The sequence below is a fragment of the Clostridium chromiireducens genome (genome assembly GCF_002029255.1).
Lineage (GTDB): Bacteria > Bacillota > Clostridia > Clostridiales > Clostridiaceae > Clostridium > Clostridium chromiireducens.
This window is the reverse complement of sequence record NZ_MZGT01000030.1, coordinates 18,980-37,139: the sequence shown is the minus strand read 5'-3', so window position 1 is coordinate 37,139 and position 18,160 is coordinate 18,980. Positions and strand designations below refer to the sequence as shown.

13 protein-coding genes and 1 other annotated feature are annotated in these 18,160 nt (G+C 31.1%); all 13 genes read left to right on the top strand.

Annotation, left to right across the window (positions count from 1 at the left end):
• Positions 1-26 precede the first annotated feature (26 nt).
• The 13 genes from rplT (at position 27) to spoVE (ending at position 18,117) form a co-directional block, all read left to right on the top strand.
• Entirely contained in the window at positions 27-386 is a 360-nt protein-coding gene (gene rplT, locus CLCHR_RS12235; protein WP_079440087.1) for a 50S ribosomal protein L20, read from the top strand.
• Between the two features lie 181 nt (positions 387-567).
• Positions 568-1,350, top strand: coding sequence for a TrmH family RNA methyltransferase (locus CLCHR_RS12230; protein WP_079440086.1), 783 nt, complete (start codon positions 568-570; stop codon positions 1,348-1,350).
• 69 nt (positions 1,351-1,419) lie between these two features.
• Positions 1,420-1,646, top strand: a binding site (T-box leader).
• Positions 1,647-1,833: 187 nt separating this feature from the next.
• On the top strand, positions 1,834-2,853 hold the full coding sequence (gene pheS / locus CLCHR_RS12225) for a phenylalanine--tRNA ligase subunit alpha (protein WP_079440085.1): 1,020 nt from the start codon (positions 1,834-1,836) through the stop codon (positions 2,851-2,853).
• Between the two features lie 277 nt (positions 2,854-3,130).
• Positions 3,131-5,509, top strand: coding sequence for a phenylalanine--tRNA ligase subunit beta (pheT, locus tag CLCHR_RS12220; RefSeq protein ID WP_079440084.1), 2,379 nt, complete (start codon positions 3,131-3,133; stop codon positions 5,507-5,509).
• Positions 5,510-5,731: 222 nt separating this feature from the next.
• Positions 5,732-6,160: a division/cell wall cluster transcriptional repressor MraZ gene (gene mraZ, locus CLCHR_RS12215; RefSeq protein ID WP_079440083.1), complete on the top strand. Its 429-nt coding sequence runs from the start codon at positions 5,732-5,734 to the stop codon at positions 6,158-6,160.
• A gap of 12 nt (positions 6,161-6,172) precedes the next feature.
• Positions 6,173-7,105 (top strand): 16S rRNA (cytosine(1402)-N(4))-methyltransferase RsmH, encoded by a 933-nt coding sequence (gene rsmH, locus CLCHR_RS12210; RefSeq protein WP_079440082.1) that lies wholly within the window; start codon positions 6,173-6,175, stop codon positions 7,103-7,105.
• A gap of 38 nt (positions 7,106-7,143) precedes the next feature.
• Positions 7,144-7,653 (top strand): cell division protein FtsL, encoded by a 510-nt coding sequence (locus tag CLCHR_RS12205; protein WP_079440081.1) that lies wholly within the window; start codon positions 7,144-7,146, stop codon positions 7,651-7,653.
• 315 nt (positions 7,654-7,968) lie between these two features.
• On the top strand, positions 7,969-10,230 hold the full coding sequence (locus CLCHR_RS12200) for a stage V sporulation protein D (protein WP_079440080.1): 2,262 nt from the start codon (positions 7,969-7,971) through the stop codon (positions 10,228-10,230).
• Positions 10,231-10,476: 246 nt separating this feature from the next.
• The gene (locus CLCHR_RS12195; protein WP_079440079.1) at positions 10,477-12,732 is read left to right on the top strand and encodes a stage V sporulation protein D; all 2,256 of its coding nucleotides are present in this window, start codon (positions 10,477-10,479) and stop codon (positions 12,730-12,732) included.
• A 298-nt stretch (positions 12,733-13,030) separates the two neighbouring features.
• A complete protein-coding gene (locus tag CLCHR_RS12190) occupies positions 13,031-14,494 on the top strand; it encodes a UDP-N-acetylmuramoyl-L-alanyl-D-glutamate--2,6-diaminopimelate ligase (RefSeq protein WP_079440078.1) in 1,464 nt (487 codons plus the stop codon).
• 54 nt (positions 14,495-14,548) lie between these two features.
• Entirely contained in the window at positions 14,549-15,907 is a 1,359-nt protein-coding gene (locus CLCHR_RS12185) for a UDP-N-acetylmuramoyl-tripeptide--D-alanyl-D-alanine ligase (RefSeq protein ID WP_079440077.1), read from the top strand.
• A gap of 64 nt (positions 15,908-15,971) precedes the next feature.
• Complete coding sequence (gene mraY, locus CLCHR_RS12180; protein WP_079440076.1) at positions 15,972-16,952, top strand: phospho-N-acetylmuramoyl-pentapeptide-transferase; 981 nt, start codon at positions 15,972-15,974, stop codon at positions 16,950-16,952.
• Between the two features lie 25 nt (positions 16,953-16,977).
• Positions 16,978-18,117, top strand: a complete 1,140-nt coding sequence (gene spoVE / locus CLCHR_RS12175; protein WP_079440075.1) for a stage V sporulation protein E — start codon at positions 16,978-16,980, stop codon at positions 18,115-18,117.
• The last annotated feature ends 43 nt before the right edge of the window (positions 18,118-18,160 follow it).

Genomic DNA, 18,160 nt, shown 5'->3' with positions numbered 1-18,160 from the left:
TAGAGGTAGTGCAGGAGGTTTAAGTAATGGCAAGAGTAAAGAGAGCGAAAAATTCTCGTAAAAATCATAAAAAAGTTTTAAAACTTGCAAAAGGATACTATGGTGGAAAGAGCAAGTTATTTAAAACTGCTAATGAATCAGTAATAAGAGCATTAAGAAATTCTTATGTTGGAAGAAAGAATAAGAAGAGAGATTATAGAAGCGTATGGATCGCAAGAATAAACGCTGCTACAAGAATGAATGATTTATCATATTCAAAATTCATGAACGGAATTAAATTAGCTGGAATAGATATCAATAGAAAAATGTTATCAGAGATAGCTATAAATGATCCTAAGGCGTTTTCAGAATTAGTAGAAGTTGCTAAGAAACAATTAAACGCTTAATACATAAAATGCGGCTTAGGCCGCATTTTATTTTATTTATAAAATAATTTATAGTAATGGTATAGCTGTTTCTTGTTTCGAAGATTATATATAAGTATATAGGAATGTTGTGGCGGCTCTTGGTAATGAGCTTGAAAGTATGATTTGTAAGAAAAGCTGAATAGGTTAGAGGTGTAGAACTTTGATATTTATTGAAAGTAAAGAAAATAATTTGTTTAAGTATACCAAGAAACTTAAAGAAAGAAAAAATAGAAATAAAAATAATCAATATATAATAGAAGGGTTTAGATTGATTCAAGAGGCATTCAAAGCGAAAGTTAATATAGATTATTTAATTGTTACAGAAGATGCATTTGAGAGAATTGATCAATTTTTATTACATTACATAACTGAGGATACAAAAATATATAAAATAAGTGAAAGCTTATTTAAAGAATTAATTTCTACAGAAGGGCCACAAGGAATAATTGCTGTAATTAATATGAATTCAATGTCATTAAGTGATAATGGTGATTTCTATTTGCTTTGTGATAAAATACAGGATCCTGGTAACTTAGGAACTATAATAAGAACTTCTCATGCGGCAGGAGTACAAGGGATTATATTAACAAAAGGAACTGTAGATATATACAATGAAAAAACTATTAGATCTACAATGGGTTCTATATTTTATATTCCTATTCATTATGATGATGAGAATTTAACATTAGTTAAGCAATTAAAAGAGAAGGGATTCAACATAGTTGTTACATCACTTGATACTGATAAAAACTTTTTTGACGTAGATCTAAAGGGTAAAGTTCTGCTAGCTGTTGGAAATGAAGGTAATGGAGTGAGTAGTGAAGTATTTGATTTGGCTAATACTAAAGTTAAAATCCCTATGCCTGGTAATGCAGAATCTCTAAATGTAGCTATAGCTGCGTCAGTTATAATGTATGAAAAAGTAAGGCAAAGTAATTTGTAAAGATATCATAAAATTGAGTATTGATATTTTTAGGATTTATTTGTATAATTAGTTGTATTAATGAAATATTTAAAAACTGTGAATGAGAGAGTAGATATTAGAAGAATTTTAAGGGAGAGAAGGTCATAGACTGCAAGCCTTCTTAAATAATATAATATTGAAGTTCACTCAGGAGTTCTAGCTGTGAAATTTTTAGTAGTAGCTAGCGGCAAAAAAAGTCGTTAATTAAATTAAGTTGGGTTGCTTTAGTGATAAAGCTCCAATTAGGGTGGTAACGCGGATTTTTCGTCCCTTTTTATGGGGGCGATTTTTTTTGTGTAAAAATTTGCTCAGTATAATAATTTGTGATTAATTCAAGTCTAGCCGGTAAGGGGTTAAGATTTTTGAAGTGTGTTTTAAGAAATAAATGAAAAATCACTTTATTGGCGACTAAAAGTAAATAATATCACATTGTTTGCTGAATTTATTGAAAGGAGAACAATTATGAAAGAAAAACTTAAAGAATTGCAAGAGCTTGCATTAAATCAAATTGAAGCTGTAAAAAATAGCAGTGAATTAGAAGAGATAAGAGTAAAGTTCTTAGGTAAAAAAGGAGAACTTACTACAATATTAAGAGGTATGGGAGGATTATCTCCAGAAGAAAGACCGATAGTTGGAAAAATGGTGAATGAAGCTAAAGCTGTTGTTGAAGAGAAACTAGAAAGCATATTAAAAACTATTAAAGATAAGGAAAAGTCAGAAAAACTTGCTGGAGAAACTATAGATATTTCACTTCCAGGAAGAAAAAAAGTAATAGGAAAAAGGCATCCTTTAGACCTAACATTACAAAGCATGGAAGAAATCTTTATTTCAATGGGTTTCACTATTGAAGAAGGTCCAGAAGTTGAACTTGACCGTTACAATTTTGAGGCATTAAATATCCCTAAGAATCATCCGGCAAGAAGTGAACAAGATACTTTATATATCAACGATAATATAGTTCTAAGAACTCAAACTTCACCAGTTCAAATTAGAACTATGGAAAATCAAAAACCTCCAATAAAAATGATATCACCTGGTAAAGTATATAGATCAGATTCAGTAGATGCTACTCACTCGCCAATATTCTATCAAATGGAAGGTTTGGTTATTGACAAAGGAGTTACTTTTGCTGATTTAAAAGGAACATTAGAATTATTTGCTAAGAAGATGTTTGGAGATAAGGTTCAAACTAAATTCAGACCGCACCATTTCCCGTTCACAGAGCCATCTGCTGAAATGGATGCAACTTGCTTTGTTTGTGGTGGAGAAGGATGTAGAGTGTGTAAAGGCAGTGGTTGGATTGAATTATTAGGTTGCGGTATGGTTCACCCAAATGTTCTTAGAAATTGTGGGCTTGATCCAGAAGTTTATAGTGGATTTGCTTTTGGATTTGGTGTTGATAGAATGGTAATGTTGAAATATGGAATAGATGATATAAGATTACTTTATGAAAGTGATATGAGATTCTTAAATCAATTTTAAGAACTTATAGCATAACATCTTTCATGAGTTCTAGTAATTAGAAACTTGGAGATTTAAGAATATATATTTTTAACCATATATATTCTAGAGAATATTACCATATATATTCTTCAGAATATGCACCTTAAAAAAAGCAGCTATGCTGCAATTAAGATCTTATCACATATAAAAAAGTGCGAAGCACAATTAAGAACTTTTACACTTATAAAAATGAGGGTAAGAGATATTAGATTTAGAGCGAATTAATTACTTCGTTGTTAAAAGAGGAGGAAGCAAAATGAAAGTACCATATAACTGGCTTAAAGATTATGTTGATATAAATGTTAGTCCTAAAGAATTAGGAGATAAATTAACTTTAACTGGTTCACAATTAGAGGAACTTGTTGTTCAAGGTGATGTAATTCAAAATGTGGTTACATGTAAAATTAATAAAATAGAAAAGCATCCAGATGCAGAAAAATTAAGTATATGTCAGGTTGACATAGGCACTGAAGAAATACAAATAGTTACAGCTGCAACCAATATGAAAGAACAAGACATTGTACCAGTTGCTCTTCATGGTTCTACATTAGCTGATGGATCTAAAATTAAAAAAGGTAAGCTTAGAGGAGAAGTGTCAAATGGTATGTTCTGTTCAGAAGAAGAATTAGGCATAGCGGGAGATGAACCAGTACATGGATTAATGATTTTACCTGCGGATACTAAAATCGGAGCTGATATTAAAGAAGTTTTAGGTTTAAATAAGGCTATCTTGGATTTCGAAATAACTTCAAATAGACCAGATTGTTTAAGCATGGTTGGGATGGCAAGAGAAACAGCGGCAGCGCTTAGAACTACTTATAAAATGCCTAATTTAGATTATGAAGCAAAATGTTCTAAGAATATAAGTGATGAACTAACAGTTGAAGTTAAAGATTCACTTTGTAATAGATATATTGCAAGAGGAATTAAAAATGTTAAAGTGCAGCCATCACCAGGATGGATGCAGGAAAGACTTCTTGAAGTAGGAATTAGACCTATAAATAATATAGTTGATATAACAAATTTTGTAATGCTTGAAATTGGGGAACCAATGCATGCTTTTGATAAGAGAGAAATCACTACTAATAAAATAGTTGTTGAAAGAGCTAAAGATAAAGAAAAATTCACGACTTTAGATGAAGTAGAAAGAGAATTAGATGATTCCATGCTTTGTATTAAAGATGGAGGCAACACTATAGGCCTTGCTGGAATAATGGGTGGCTTAAACTCAGAAATAAAAGAAGATACTACTGAAGTTGTTTTTGAATGTGCAAACTTTGATGGTACTAACATAAGAGTGAATTCTAAGAAGTTAAATTTAAGAACAGAGGCTTCAAGCAGATTTGAAAAAGATATTGATCCTAATTTGGCTGAAATAGCAATAAACAGAGCATGTAGTTTAATATGTGAATTAAATGCTGGAGAAGTTATGGAAGGCACTATAGATGTTTATAACAATAAAAAAGAAGCATCAACTGTAACTGTTGATTCAAATTGGGTTAATAACTTCCTTGGAACAGATCTTTCTAAAGAAGAGATGAAGAGATGTTTAGATAGTGTTGATTTATTCACAGAAATTAATGGTGAAAATTTAGTTGTAACAGCATCAACTTTCAGAGTTGACATTGCAATTAGAGAAGACATAGCTGAAGAAATAGCAAGAATTTATGGATATGAAAAGATTCCTACAACAATTTTCAAGGTGTCTACAGAAAGAGAACCTAGATATAGAAAAGGAATGTTAGATAACAGAGTAGTATTGCTTGCAACAGGAAGTGGATTAAATCAATCTATTAGTTACTCATTTGTATCTCCAAAGGTATTTGATAAAATCAATTTACCTGAAGATAGTGAACTTAGAAAGGTTGTTAAGATAAAGAATCCATTAGGAGAAGACTATAGTGTAATGAGAACATCAACACTTCCTTCAATTATGGAATCTCTCGGAAGAAATTATTCTAGAAATAATTCATATGTTAGATTATTTGAAATGGGTAAAGTTTATATTCCAAATGAAGATGAAACAAAGCTTCCAATAGAAAAAAATACCTTAACTATAGGTATGTATGGAGATTGTGATTATTTAGAACTTAAGGGTGTTGTTGAAAACATAACTGAGGGTCTTGGAATAAAAAATGTTAAATATGAAAGAGAAAGCGAAAATGTAAGCTACCATCCTGGAAAAACAGCTAAGATTGTTGTTGCCAGAAACAATGCTGGAACACTTGGAGAAGTTCACTTAGATGTTTGTGAGAATTATGGTTTAGATGTACCATGCTTTGTTGCTGAGTTAGATTTAGATGTTTTATATGAAAATGCTGATATGGATAAAAAGTATAAAGCATTACCTAAATTCCCAGCAGTGACAAGAGATATAGCATTACTTGTTGATGATAGTCTTCTAGTTCAAGAAATTGATGAAACAATTAAAAAAGCTGGTGGAAACTTAGTTGAAAAAGTGGAATTGTTTGATATATATAAAGGAAAACAAATTCCAGAAGGTAAGAAGAGTATAGCTTATGCTATTTGGTACAGAGATGAAAGTAAAACATTAACAGATAAAGATGTTAATAAAGTTCATGAAAAGATTCTAAAATCTTTGGAATATAAACTTGGAGCCACATTAAGAGACTAAAAAGTATAATATAATAAGAATTTTATTTTAAAAGATGAAAAACTACGTAAAAATATATATTGTTTTTACGTAGTTTTTTTAATTTTTATAAAAAAATATCAGTATGAAGGAGGAAATACCATGTTTTTATAGAATAGATATACTTAAAGTGGTTAAAAGTGGTGTTAAGTGGTATAAAATAGAGGAGAATTTCAAAAAGTATCAAAGTGGGAGCTGAGAATAATGTTTATTGGGGAATATCAACATGCGTTAGATCCTAAGAATAGAATAATTGTTCCAGTGAAGCTTAGAGAAGGTCTGGGAAATAAATTTGTTATTACAAAAGGCCTAGATGGATGTTTATATGCTTATCCGCTTGGAGAATGGAAAATACTAGAAGATAAATTAAAAACTTTGCCTTTAACAAATAAAGATGCACGATCTTTTGTACGATTCTTTTTTTCTGGGGCTTGTGAGGTAGAATTAGATAAACAAGGTAGGGGATTAATTCCACAAAATTTAAAAGAATATGCAAGTATAGAAAAGGACATAGTAAGTATTGGAGTATTATCTAGAGTAGAAATATGGAGCAAAGAAAAGTGGAATGAATATAACGAATCAAGTATAGATTTTGATTCAATTGCAGAAAAAATGAATGATTTAGGAATATAAGGAGTTTTTAGTATGGAATTTAAACACGTTTCAGTATTATTAAATGAGTGCATAGACGCACTAAATATCAAGGAAAATGGAATTTATGTTGATTGTACTTTAGGTGGTGCAGGACATTCTTCCCATATTTTAAAGCATCTATCATCTGATGGAGTGCTAATAGGTATAGATCAAGACAAAGATGCGCTAAGTGCAGCTAAAGAAAGGCTAAGGGATTTTAGTAATGTAAAATATGTTCATAGTAATTTTTATAGTATAGATAACATTTTAAATGATTTAGAGATTGAAAAAGTTGATGGAATTTTAATGGATCTTGGTGTTTCATCATATCAGCTTGACGAAGCATCTAGAGGATTTAGTTATATGAAGGATGCACCATTGGATATGAGGATGAACAGAGATAATGATTTTTCTGCTTATGAAATTATAAATACTTATTCAGAAGAAAATTTATATAAAATCATAAAGGATTATGGTGAAGAAAGATTTGCTAAAAGAATTGCAAATTTTATAGTTAATAGAAGGGTAGAAAAGCCTATAGAAACAACTTTTGAACTAGTAGATATTATTAAAGCTGCTATTCCAGCCAAAATGAGAAGAGAAGGACCTCATCCAGCTAAAAGGACATTTCAGGCGATTAGAATAGAAGTTAACTCAGAATTGAAAATACTAAATAAAACTATAGAAGATGGAGTGAATAGATTAAATAAAGGGGGAAGAATGGCAATAATAACTTTCCACTCTTTAGAGGATAGAATTGTAAAACTTAAATTTAGAGAATTAGAAAACCCATGTAATTGTCCAAAAGAATTTCCGATTTGCGCTTGTGGAAAATTACCACAAGTTAAGAATATATCAAAAAAAGGCATAGCACCAACTGAAGAGGAAATTGAAGAAAATCCAAGGAGTAGAAGCGCTAAATTGAGGATAATTGAAAAAATATAATTATTATTATGTTATAAATATGTTGGGATGTGAATAAAATGGGAAGAAGAGAATATGATTATATAAAAGGGAATACAGCATTAGCACCAGAAAGAAAAACCAGGGTACGTAAACCAGAGAAGAAATATAAGGAAATACAAAGAAGAAAAAATATAACAAACAAGAACAATTTATTGAGAAACAGCAGAAGAAATGATAGAAAATATATGTTAACTGTAGCAGTAGTCATAATTGGTCTTGGATTTATAACTATTTCTGGGGATAATAAAATTTATAGTATGCAAAGTAAAGTAAGTAAATTAAGTGCTGAAATTAAGCTAACACAAGAAGAAAATGAAGCTATAAAAGTTAAATTACTTAAGTTTTCATCTTTAAACAATATAGAACAGAATGCTTCAAATAAATTGGCTATGTTTGTTCCAAAGAAAGAGGAAACTGTAAGGATTGATTTTGCTCAGAATTATTTTGAGGATATAAAACCGACCAATACAGAATCTAACCCTAAAAAAGATACTTTATTCTCTAAACTAACAAGTTTACTTAAGTAGTCGTAGTAATTTGTGTTCCCACATAAATAATAATAAGTTAAATTATCGGTATTTTCAGGGTTATGTAAGGTATAATTAGGAATAATAAGTCAATGTGTACTATTGTACTTAAATCTAAATGGAAGATATATTTTACTGAATTTTAGAAGGTGAAGTCTTCCATTGTTAGATTAACTTTATGATGTGCTATGGTAAGTATATTTACTAATGAGTAACTATAAGGCAAGGATATTGTATATAACATAAAATATACAAAGTATCTTTGACTTATTGTCTTTTCATATACCAAAAGAAAGTACATGGGGGAAGTAGACGTTGAAAAAGAAAAATTATAAAGATAGAGCAAAAATGCGCCAAAGGATGAGTTTTGCTGCTTTTGTCTTGACTTTTGTTTTTGCAATATTAACAATAAGACTTTCATATATAATGATAGTTAAGAGAGCTGACTATGCGGCAAGGGCAGAGGAACAATGGACAAGCGAAGTAAAAATAGATGCTATAAGGGGAAGAATACTAGACAGAAATGGTAAGGAACTTGCTGTATCCGCTAATGTTTATAGAGTTGACTTCGATTTGAATTCTATAAGGTCATATTTGAAAAGAACATTAAAAGATCTGAAAAAGACTGAAATTGATCAAATGAAGAGCGTAGGAATTCCTATTCCTTCTGGAGATGAAGGATTAAAAACAGATGATATAGCGCCTGCTATTGCAAAGGCATTGGACCTTGATGTTACAAAAGTTAAGGATAAACTTGAAACTAAACTTCCAAGTGGTGCAAATGCTGGATCTGCTACTCTTGTGAGAAGAATAGAAAAAGAACAGGCAGATAAAGTTAAGGAACTTAATATAAGCGGAGTTTTGGTTTCGCCAGATACAAAGCGGTATTATCCTAATAATAATTTTCTAGCACATGTACTAGGCAGTACTAATGTCGATGGTAAGGGATTAACTGGAGTGGAGCTTCAATATAACTCATATCTATCAGGAATTCCTGGCATGAAGATTGCAGAGCTTGATAAAAACAACAGGGATTTACCCTATACAATATCTCAATTTACATCACCAGTAAATGGTAAAGATGTATCTCTTACAATTGATGAAAATATTCAAAATTTTGCTGAGAAAGCAGCTCAACAGGCATATGAAGATACTAAGGCAAAAGCAGTTTCAATATTAGTTATGGATCCTAAGACAGGGGAAGTTTTAGGAATGGTTAATAAGCCAGATTTTGATCCTAATAATCCACGAGAGGGTTCAGATAATTTTGATGGAGCAACTAAAGAGGATAAAGTACAAAAGATGTGGAGAAATAGGTTAGTAAATGATACATTTGAGCCAGGGTCCATATTTAAAGTTGTAACAGCTATTACAGGATTAGAAGAAAATATTGTTAATAAGGATACAAAATTCTTTTGTAATGGATCATTAGCAGTTGGTGGCATTCATCCAAAATGCTGGAGAACACAAGGACATGGAGCGCAGGTATTCCCAGATATAATTCAAAATTCATGTAATGTAGGATTCATGGAGCTGGGAGCTATGATTGGCAAAGAAAAATTATGTGAATACATTAATAAGTTTGGATTTGGTAAAGCAAGTGGAATCGACTTACCAGGTGAGGCGAAGGGTATTGTAAAGCCTGTTAATAAAGTATCAGACGCGGACCTCGCAACAATAGCATTTGGTCAAACTAACACTGTAAACTCTGTTCAATATATGGCAGCATTTAATGCTGTTGCTAATGGAGGAACCCTAATTCAACCGCATGTAATGAAGGAAGTAACTCATGAAGATGAAAATAATGTGAAAATTGTAGACGAGACATTTAAACCTAAAACATCAACAGTTGCTAGTACTGAAAAAACAGCCGAACTTAGAAGTTATCTTGAAAGAGTTGTTACTGGTGGGTCGGGTACAGGAACATTCATAGAAGGATATCATATTGGTGGTAAAACAGGTACAGCTCAAAAGGTTATTGATGGTAGATATCAAGATGGTAAATATATATCTTCATTTGTTGGAATGGCTCCGGTTAGTGATCCAAAGGTTACTATTATGGTAACAATTGATGAGCCAAGCAATGGGGTATACTACGCGGCTCAAGTTGCTGTTCCACCAGCTAAAACACTATTTACAGATATTTTTAATTATTTAAATAGTAAATTCTCAGATGAAAATAATGTGCAAATTACTAGAGATATAGTAATTCCTGAAGTTAGAAATATGAAGATTGCTGATGCTAAAAAAGTATTGAAAGATGCAAAATTAGATTTTAATATAGATGGAGATGGTGAATCGGTATTAAACATGACACCATATCCAGGCTACTCAGTAAAAGAAGGTTCAAAAATTAATCTTTACACAGGTAGTGATGCGACTTATAATAATAATGTTGTAATGCCAGATGTTAGAGGATATTCTAAGGAGGATGCTACTACTTTGTTAAAGGGCCTTGGAATAGTGCCTGCTTTTGATGGAAGCGGAGCGGTATCGGATCAAGATATTTCACAAGGAGAAGTAATAGCTAAAGGAACAACAGTTAAACTTACTTTAAGCTCAGATTATAAAGATTAAAAAGGTATAACAGGGTTAATATTAAGGTTTTTAATCTTAAATGTTTATGAGTTTGTGAAGTGTTTGTGGTAGAGTTGAAAATAAAAAAGTATTAGTATGTGAGAGATTGCTCACATACTAATATTTTTTAATAGCAATTTTATTAAGCCTTAAATAGATTTTTTGAAAATTTTACTAATTGTAATTTAACAGTAATTATAAAAAGGTTAGCTGATTTAATTCGTAAGAATAAACGGAGGAACGTCGTTGAAAAAGATAAGATACATAAATAAAGGAAAAATGCGCCAAAGATCGCTGTATATAGCTTTATCATTAACAATAGTTTTTGCGCTATTATTAATTCGATTATCTTATATAATGGTGGTTAATGGTGCGGATTATTCTGGAAGAGCAGAAGAACAGTGGACAAGCGAAGTGAAGATGGATGCCCAAAGGGGAAGAATACTGGATAGAAGTGGAAATGAACTCGTCGTATCTGCTAATGTCTACAGGGTAGATTTTGATTTAAATTCTATGAGATCATACTTAAAAAGACAATTGACATCTATTCCAAACAAGGAACTGGATCATATGAAAAGCGTAGGTATTCCTGTACCTACAGGAAACGCTGGATTAAATTATAATGATATTGCGCCTGTGATTGCAAAGGCATTGAATATGGATGAATCAGAAATAAAAGCTGACTTAGAAAAGAAGCTTCCAAGTGGTGCTGATGCGGGATCTGTTACTGTAGTACGGAAAATAGAAAAAAGTGTGGCTGATAAAGTCAAGGAACTTAATATAAATGGAATTATAGTTTCACAAGATACAAAAAGATATTACCCTAATAATAACTTTCTATCACATGTTTTAGGAATTACTGATCCAGATGGCAAAGGACTAACAGGAGTTGAATTTCAATATAATTCTTATTTGACAGGAATTCCTGGAATGAAGATTGCAGAGTTTGATAAAAATAATACAGACTTGCCTTATACTGTTCCTGATTATACGGCGCCTATAAAGGGCAAAGATGTTACTTTAACTATTGATGAAAATATTCAAAGTTTTGCTGAGAAGATAGCGAAACAGTGCTATGATGAAAATAAAGCTAAAGCAGTTTCAATATTAGTTATGGACCCTAAAACAGGTGAAGTTTTAGGTATGGTTAATAAACCAGATTTTGATCCAAATAATCCATATAGCGGGGCGGATAAATTTGATGGTGCTAATATTAATGACAAAGTGCAGCAAATGTGGAGAAATAGGTTAGTTAATGATACTTTTGAACCTGGATCCATATTTAAAGTAATCACTACTATATCAGGTTTAGAAAATAATGTTGCTAATAAAGATACACAATTTGTAGATAATGGATCAATATCAGTAGGAGGTATTACTGTAAGAAATGCTGAACAACTGAATAGATTTCAAAATTTACCCGAAATTCTTAAAAACTCTTCTAATGTTGGATATGTAAAATTAGGACAAATGATTGGTAAAGAAAAGTTATGTGAATCTATTGATAAATTTGGATTCGGAAAAGTAAGTGGAATTGACTTGCCGGGTGAAGCATCTGGAATTGTAAAAAAAGTTGATCAAGTTTCAGAAGCAGACCTTGCTACAATATCATTTGGTCAAACTAACACAGTAAATTCGGTTCAATATATGGCAGCATTTAATGCAATAGCAAATGGAGGTACGCTAATTCAGCCTCATGTAATGAAAGAAGTAACTCATAATGATGAAAATAATGTTAAAATTGTAGATGATACTTTTAAGCCAAAAAGTTCTACAGTCGCAAGTCCAGAAAAGACAGCAGAACTTAGAACTTACCTTGAAGGTGTTGTGAAAGGAGGATCAGCTACAGCTACTTTTATTGATGGGTATCACATTGGTGGTAAAACTGGTACAGCCCAAAAGGTTATTGGTAGAAAATATGGAGAAGGTAAGTATATCTCTTCATTTGTTGGAATGGCTCCAGTCGATGATCCTAAAATTACTATTATGATAACCGTTGATGAACCTAGTAATGGTGCGTATTATGCAGCACAAGTAGCTGTACCATATGCTAAACTATTATTTACGGATGTTTTTAACTATCTAAATAGTAAAGATTCTGATGATAAAGAAAAAATTAGTAAAGATGTTGTTATTCCAGAAGTTAGAAATATGAAGCCTCAAGATGCTAAAGAAGTATTGAAAAATATAGGACTAGATTGTCTTATAGATGGGGATGGAGAAACAATAGTAAATATGACTCCATATCCAGGGAATTCAGTAAGGGAAGGTTCAAAAATAACACTTTACACAAGTGGTGATGCGACTTATAATAATAATGTTGTAATGCCAAATGTTAGGGGATATTCAAAAGAAGATGCAGATACTTTATTAAAAAAGCTTGGAATTACAGTCACTTTTGATGGAAATGGAACTGTTTCAACACAGGATATTTCTGAAGGAGAAATTATTACTAAAGGAACAACTGTTAAATTAACATTGAGTGTAGATTATAAAGATTAAGGAACAATCAAAAAATAATAAACCAGTATGAGATTAAATGAAATTATGTAGAGAATTTAGAGTGAATCAGACTAAGGATAAAATACTAGCATGTGGGAATGCTCGCATGCTATATTTTTTTAATTCACAAATTCTAAAGAAATTCATAACTGTTTATTGGAACGGATAATTTGGAACTTTTGTGGGGATTTTGACCTTAATTATTAATTCTAATAGACAATATGAATTATGTATTTATTTAAAGATAATAATTATTATAGTTTGTAGCATAAGGCAAATTAGTTAGGAGAGATTTAATATGAATTTGAAAAGTATTTTAGATGGAATAGATTTTAAAGTTGTTAAAGGTGATATTGATGTAGAAATCAATAAAATAAATTATGATAGTAGAAAAGTTAAAAATCTTGATATTTTTGTTTGTATAAAAGGCTATGCAACTGATGGGCACAGATATATTGATAAAGCAATTGAAAATGGAGCTAAGATAGTTGTTATTCAAGATGATATAGAGATAGATGATAATAGCATTACAGTCATTAAATGTGCAGATACAAGAAAAGCTTTGGCTTTAATGGGAGCAAACTACTATGATAATCCAAGCGAGAAGATGAAGATAATTGGTATTACTGGGACAAATGGGAAAACAACTACTGCATTTATGATTAAAGATATTCTTGAAGCGTATAATAAAAAAGTTGGATTAATTGGAACTATAGCAAATTATATTGGTAGTGAAAGGCTCCATACAGAAAGAACTACTCCTGAATCTTTAGAGTTACAAGAATTATTTTCTGAGATGGTTAGTAAAGGTGTGGAGTATTGTGTTATGGAGGTATCATCGCACTCGCTTGAATTGGATAGAGTTTACGGTGTTAATTTTGAAGTGGGGATTTTTACAAATTTGACAAGAGATCATTTAGATTTTCATAAGACTTTTGAAAATTATTACAAAGCAAAGTTTAAGTTATTTGAAAGATCAAGAATAAAAATTATTAATATTGACGATAATTATGGAAGACAAGTAGTGAGTGACTTATATGCTTTAAATAGTGACGATGTTTATTCATTTTCAGTAAAAGGGGATTCTGACTATAAAGCATTTAATGAAGAAATGGGAAGTAGAGAAATTAAATTTAAACTTAATATAAAAGAAGAAGAACAATTTATTTTAAATATACCTGGGGAATATAATATATATAATGCACTAGGAGCAATAATATCATGCTTTAAATCAGGGGTTCCAGTTGAGGCAATTAAAAGAGGCATAGAAAACGTAGTTGTTTTAGGAAGGTGCGAAAGAGTAGCTAGAGAGTATAATTTACCTTATGAAATTATAATTGATTATGCCCATACGCCAGATGGTCTTGAAAATATATTAAACACTTCAAAAGCCTTTACTGAAGGCAAGCTAATATCTGTATTTGGTTGTGGCGGAGATAGAGATAAAGTGAAGAGACCTCAGATGGGTAAGATTTCAACAGATATAGCAGATATATCAATAATAACATCTGATAATCCAAGAAGTGAGGATCCAATGAGCATTATAAAAGATATTGAAGTTGGTCTTGATAAGGAAAAGTATATTATCATTGAAAATAGAAAAGAAGCTATAAAAAGAGCGATTGATATTGCAACTAAAGGTGATGTAATAGTTATAGCAGGTAAAGGTCATGAAACATATCAAATTCTGAAAGATAAAACAATTCATTTTGATGAAAGAGAGGTCGTTAAAGAAATACTTGACAGAGAAAGAAATCATTAATAATGAATTATAGAGTTTTGCTTTAACATATACTGATAAAAAGGGGTGGATGATTTGGATTTGAATTTAAAGGAAATAATTGAAGCAGTCAATGGAGAGATATTAGTTAAAAATAATGAAGGGGTTTTTAAAAAGATTTCTACTGACACAAGAAAGATAGATGAATATGATTTATTTATTGCGCTAAAAGGAGAAAAGTTCAATGGTAACGACTATACAATTCAAGCTATTGAAAAAGGCGCGTCTATAGTAATAGTTGATGAAGTGAAATTTAAGTTGAAAGATTTGAAAAATAAAGGAACTATCATTAAGGTTGACAATACTAAAACAGCATTAGGTGATCTGGCTAGATTCTATAGGAAAAAGCTTGGAATAAAAGTGGTCGGAATAACAGGATCTACAGGAAAAACATCTACAAAAGATTTAGTTGCCGCATTCTTAAGTGGGAAATATAAGGTGTTTAAAACACAAGGTAATTTTAATAATGAAATTGGATTACCGTTAATGATATTTGAACTTTCAAAGGACTATGATATTGCTGTGCTTGAAATGGGAATGAGTAATTTTGGAGAAATTAATAAACTTGCAAGTATTGCTCTTCCCGATATAGCAGCAATAACTAATGTTGGCGTAGCACATATAGAATATTTGAAAACACGTGAAAATATACTTAAAGAGAAGATGTCAATAGCTGATTATTTTGAAGCAAAGAATTCTTTAATTATAAACTGTGAAAATGATATGTTAAAGTTAGTAAATAAAAGTGATAAATATAGTTTAGAGAAGATAGGTTATAATGAAGATTATGATATTCACGCTAAGAATATAAAATTAACTTCTGAGTATACCTCTTTTGATGCAATAACAAAAGAAAACAAAAGCCATAGATTTAAATTAAGTATGATTGGAGAGCATAATGTTTTAAATGCACTCTTGGGAATACAAGTAGCAGCAGATTTCGGGTTGACTTTTGATGAAATGGAAAAGGGATTACAAAATTTTAATGCAACATCGATGAGGCTTGAATTTATTAAAAAAGATAATTTTACAATTATAAATGATTCATATAACGCTAATCCTGATTCGATGAAGGCGGCTCTCGAAGTTCTTAAAAATTATAATGGAAATAAAAAGATTGCAGTATTAGGAACTATGGGAGAACTTGGAGATTATGCAAAAGAGGCACATACTGAAGTTGGAAAATATGCGAGGGGAAAAGCCGATATTTTATTAACTACAGGTGAATTCAAAGATTGTTATAAAGAAGGTTTTAAAGAAAATACAATAATATTTAAGAGCAAACAAGAATTAATGGAAGAATTAGTAAATATAATAAATAAAGATGATATTATTTTGGTTAAGGCATCTAGAAGTGAAAAATTCGAAGAAATAATAAAATATATAGAAAAATAAAATAAAACGAAGGAGGTGACTTGCCTTAATTAGGCATTTATTTTGATGCCTTAGGCAACACTGGATGGGGGAAGTAATAAATTCATTGATAAATTGGAGAATATTGGGGCCGTTAGTAATAGGGTTTATATTTTCAATAATACTTGGGCCTATATTTATACCAATATTACACAAACTAAAATTTGGCCAGAATATAAGAAAAGATGGACCTAAAAGTCATCAGAAAAAATCAGGAACTCCTACAATGGGGGGATTGATATTTTTCATTTCTACTGCCACAGCTATATTAATTATGGGGCAAAAACCAATGAGTAAAGAAATGATTATTTTATACTCATTTCTAGCATTTGGGTTCATCGGATTTTTGGATGATATTTTAAAGATAATACATAAGGATAATTTAGGTCTAAAAGCGGGACAAAAGATGATATTATTATTATTATTTTCATTAGCATTAGCATGGTATGGATATAGATATATTGGTACAGATATAATATGGCCTTTTGCAAGCAAGGACTATAGAATGGATTTAGGTATACTATATATACCATTTATAATTGTCTATTATGCGGCTGTAACCAATGCAGTTAATTTAACAGATGGGATTGATGGACTTGCAACTTCAGTTACTGTTATCGTATTGACATTCTTTGCTATAGTGGGCTTTAGAACACAAAATCATGAAGTGGCAGTTTTTGCACTAGCATTAGCAGGAGCGTTACTTGGATTCCTAAAATATAATGCTTTCCCAGCAAAAATATTTATGGGAGATACAGGATCTTTAGCTCTTGGTGGAGCTATAGGGACAATTGCATTAATGCTAAAAATGGAGTTATTTGTGGTTATAGTTGGGGGTATGTATGTAATCGAAACTTTATCTGTTATAATTCAAGTTACTTCATTTAAGTTAACTGGTAAAAGGGTATTTAAAATGTCTCCTATACATCATCATTTTGAACACTTAGGGTGGAGTGAAGTGAAAATAGTAACAGTATTTTCAAGTATTACAGCAGTTTTGTGTATAATAGGTTTTATAGCACTTTAGTTAATTAGATTTGGAGGATTTATGTATGAAGATCATTAGGTCCAAAAGAAAAAATAAAATGGGTGAAATTGATTATGGTATATTTTACACTGTAGTTTTGCTGCTTTCTATTGGTGTAATTATGGTTTATTCTGCAAGTTCATATTATGCTATGTTTAGATCGGGAGATAGTATGTATTATTTGAAAAAGCAGGGAATCGCAGCACTTGTTGGGGTTGTTGCAATGGCATTTACAATGAGTATGGATTATCATAAGTTAAAGAAATATACTGCGATGATAATGATAGGATGTGTTCCTTTATTATTAGTAGTATTTCTTTTCCCGAGTGTTAATGGAGCGCAAAGATGGATACCTCTTGGACCTTTTGGTAGTCTACAGCCATCAGAATTAGCAAAGTATGTGGTGGTGCTGTTTTTGGCTAGAAGCCTAGAAGTTAAGGGTGAGGGGGTAAAGCAATTTTCGACTGGGATACTACCCTACCTAGGTGTTTCAGGATTTTATGCAGCTTTGGTATTATCGCAAAAGAACTTAAGTATAGCGTCAGTAATAATGATTGTAACATTTATTACTCTTTTTGCTGCTGGCGGCAAGTTAAAGCATCTATTTGGGATAGTTGCTCCTGTAATGTTTGCAGCTGCAGTTGCATTTACAGTATTAGAACCTTATAGAATGAAGAGATTAATGAGTTTTACGAATCCTTGGAATGATCCGATAGGTGATGGATATCAGTTAATACAATCATTTTATGCATTAGGAGCAGGTGGAGTAACTGGATTAGGGCTTGGTCAATCGAGACAAAAGACCTTATATATGCCAGAGCCACATAATGATTTTATTTTCTCTATAATTGGAGAAGAATTGGGATTGATTGGGTGTATATGTATAATAACATTATTTATAATATTTATTTGGAGAGGAATAAGTGTAGCAATGAAGGCTAGAGATACCTATGGTACACTTCTTGCAATAGGTATAACATCTGTTATAGCAGTACAATCTTTAATTAATATTGCAGTTGTAACTGGATCAATGCCAGTAACAGGAGTACCTTTACCATTTATAAGTTATGGAGGAACGGCACTCTTAATAAATATGACGGCTGTCGGAATACTTTTAAATATATCGCGGCAAATTGAAGGAAAAGAAGAGAGTAAAGGAAATTAAAGAAAATGTTCTAATAAAATAAAGCGTAAAGAATTATGATATA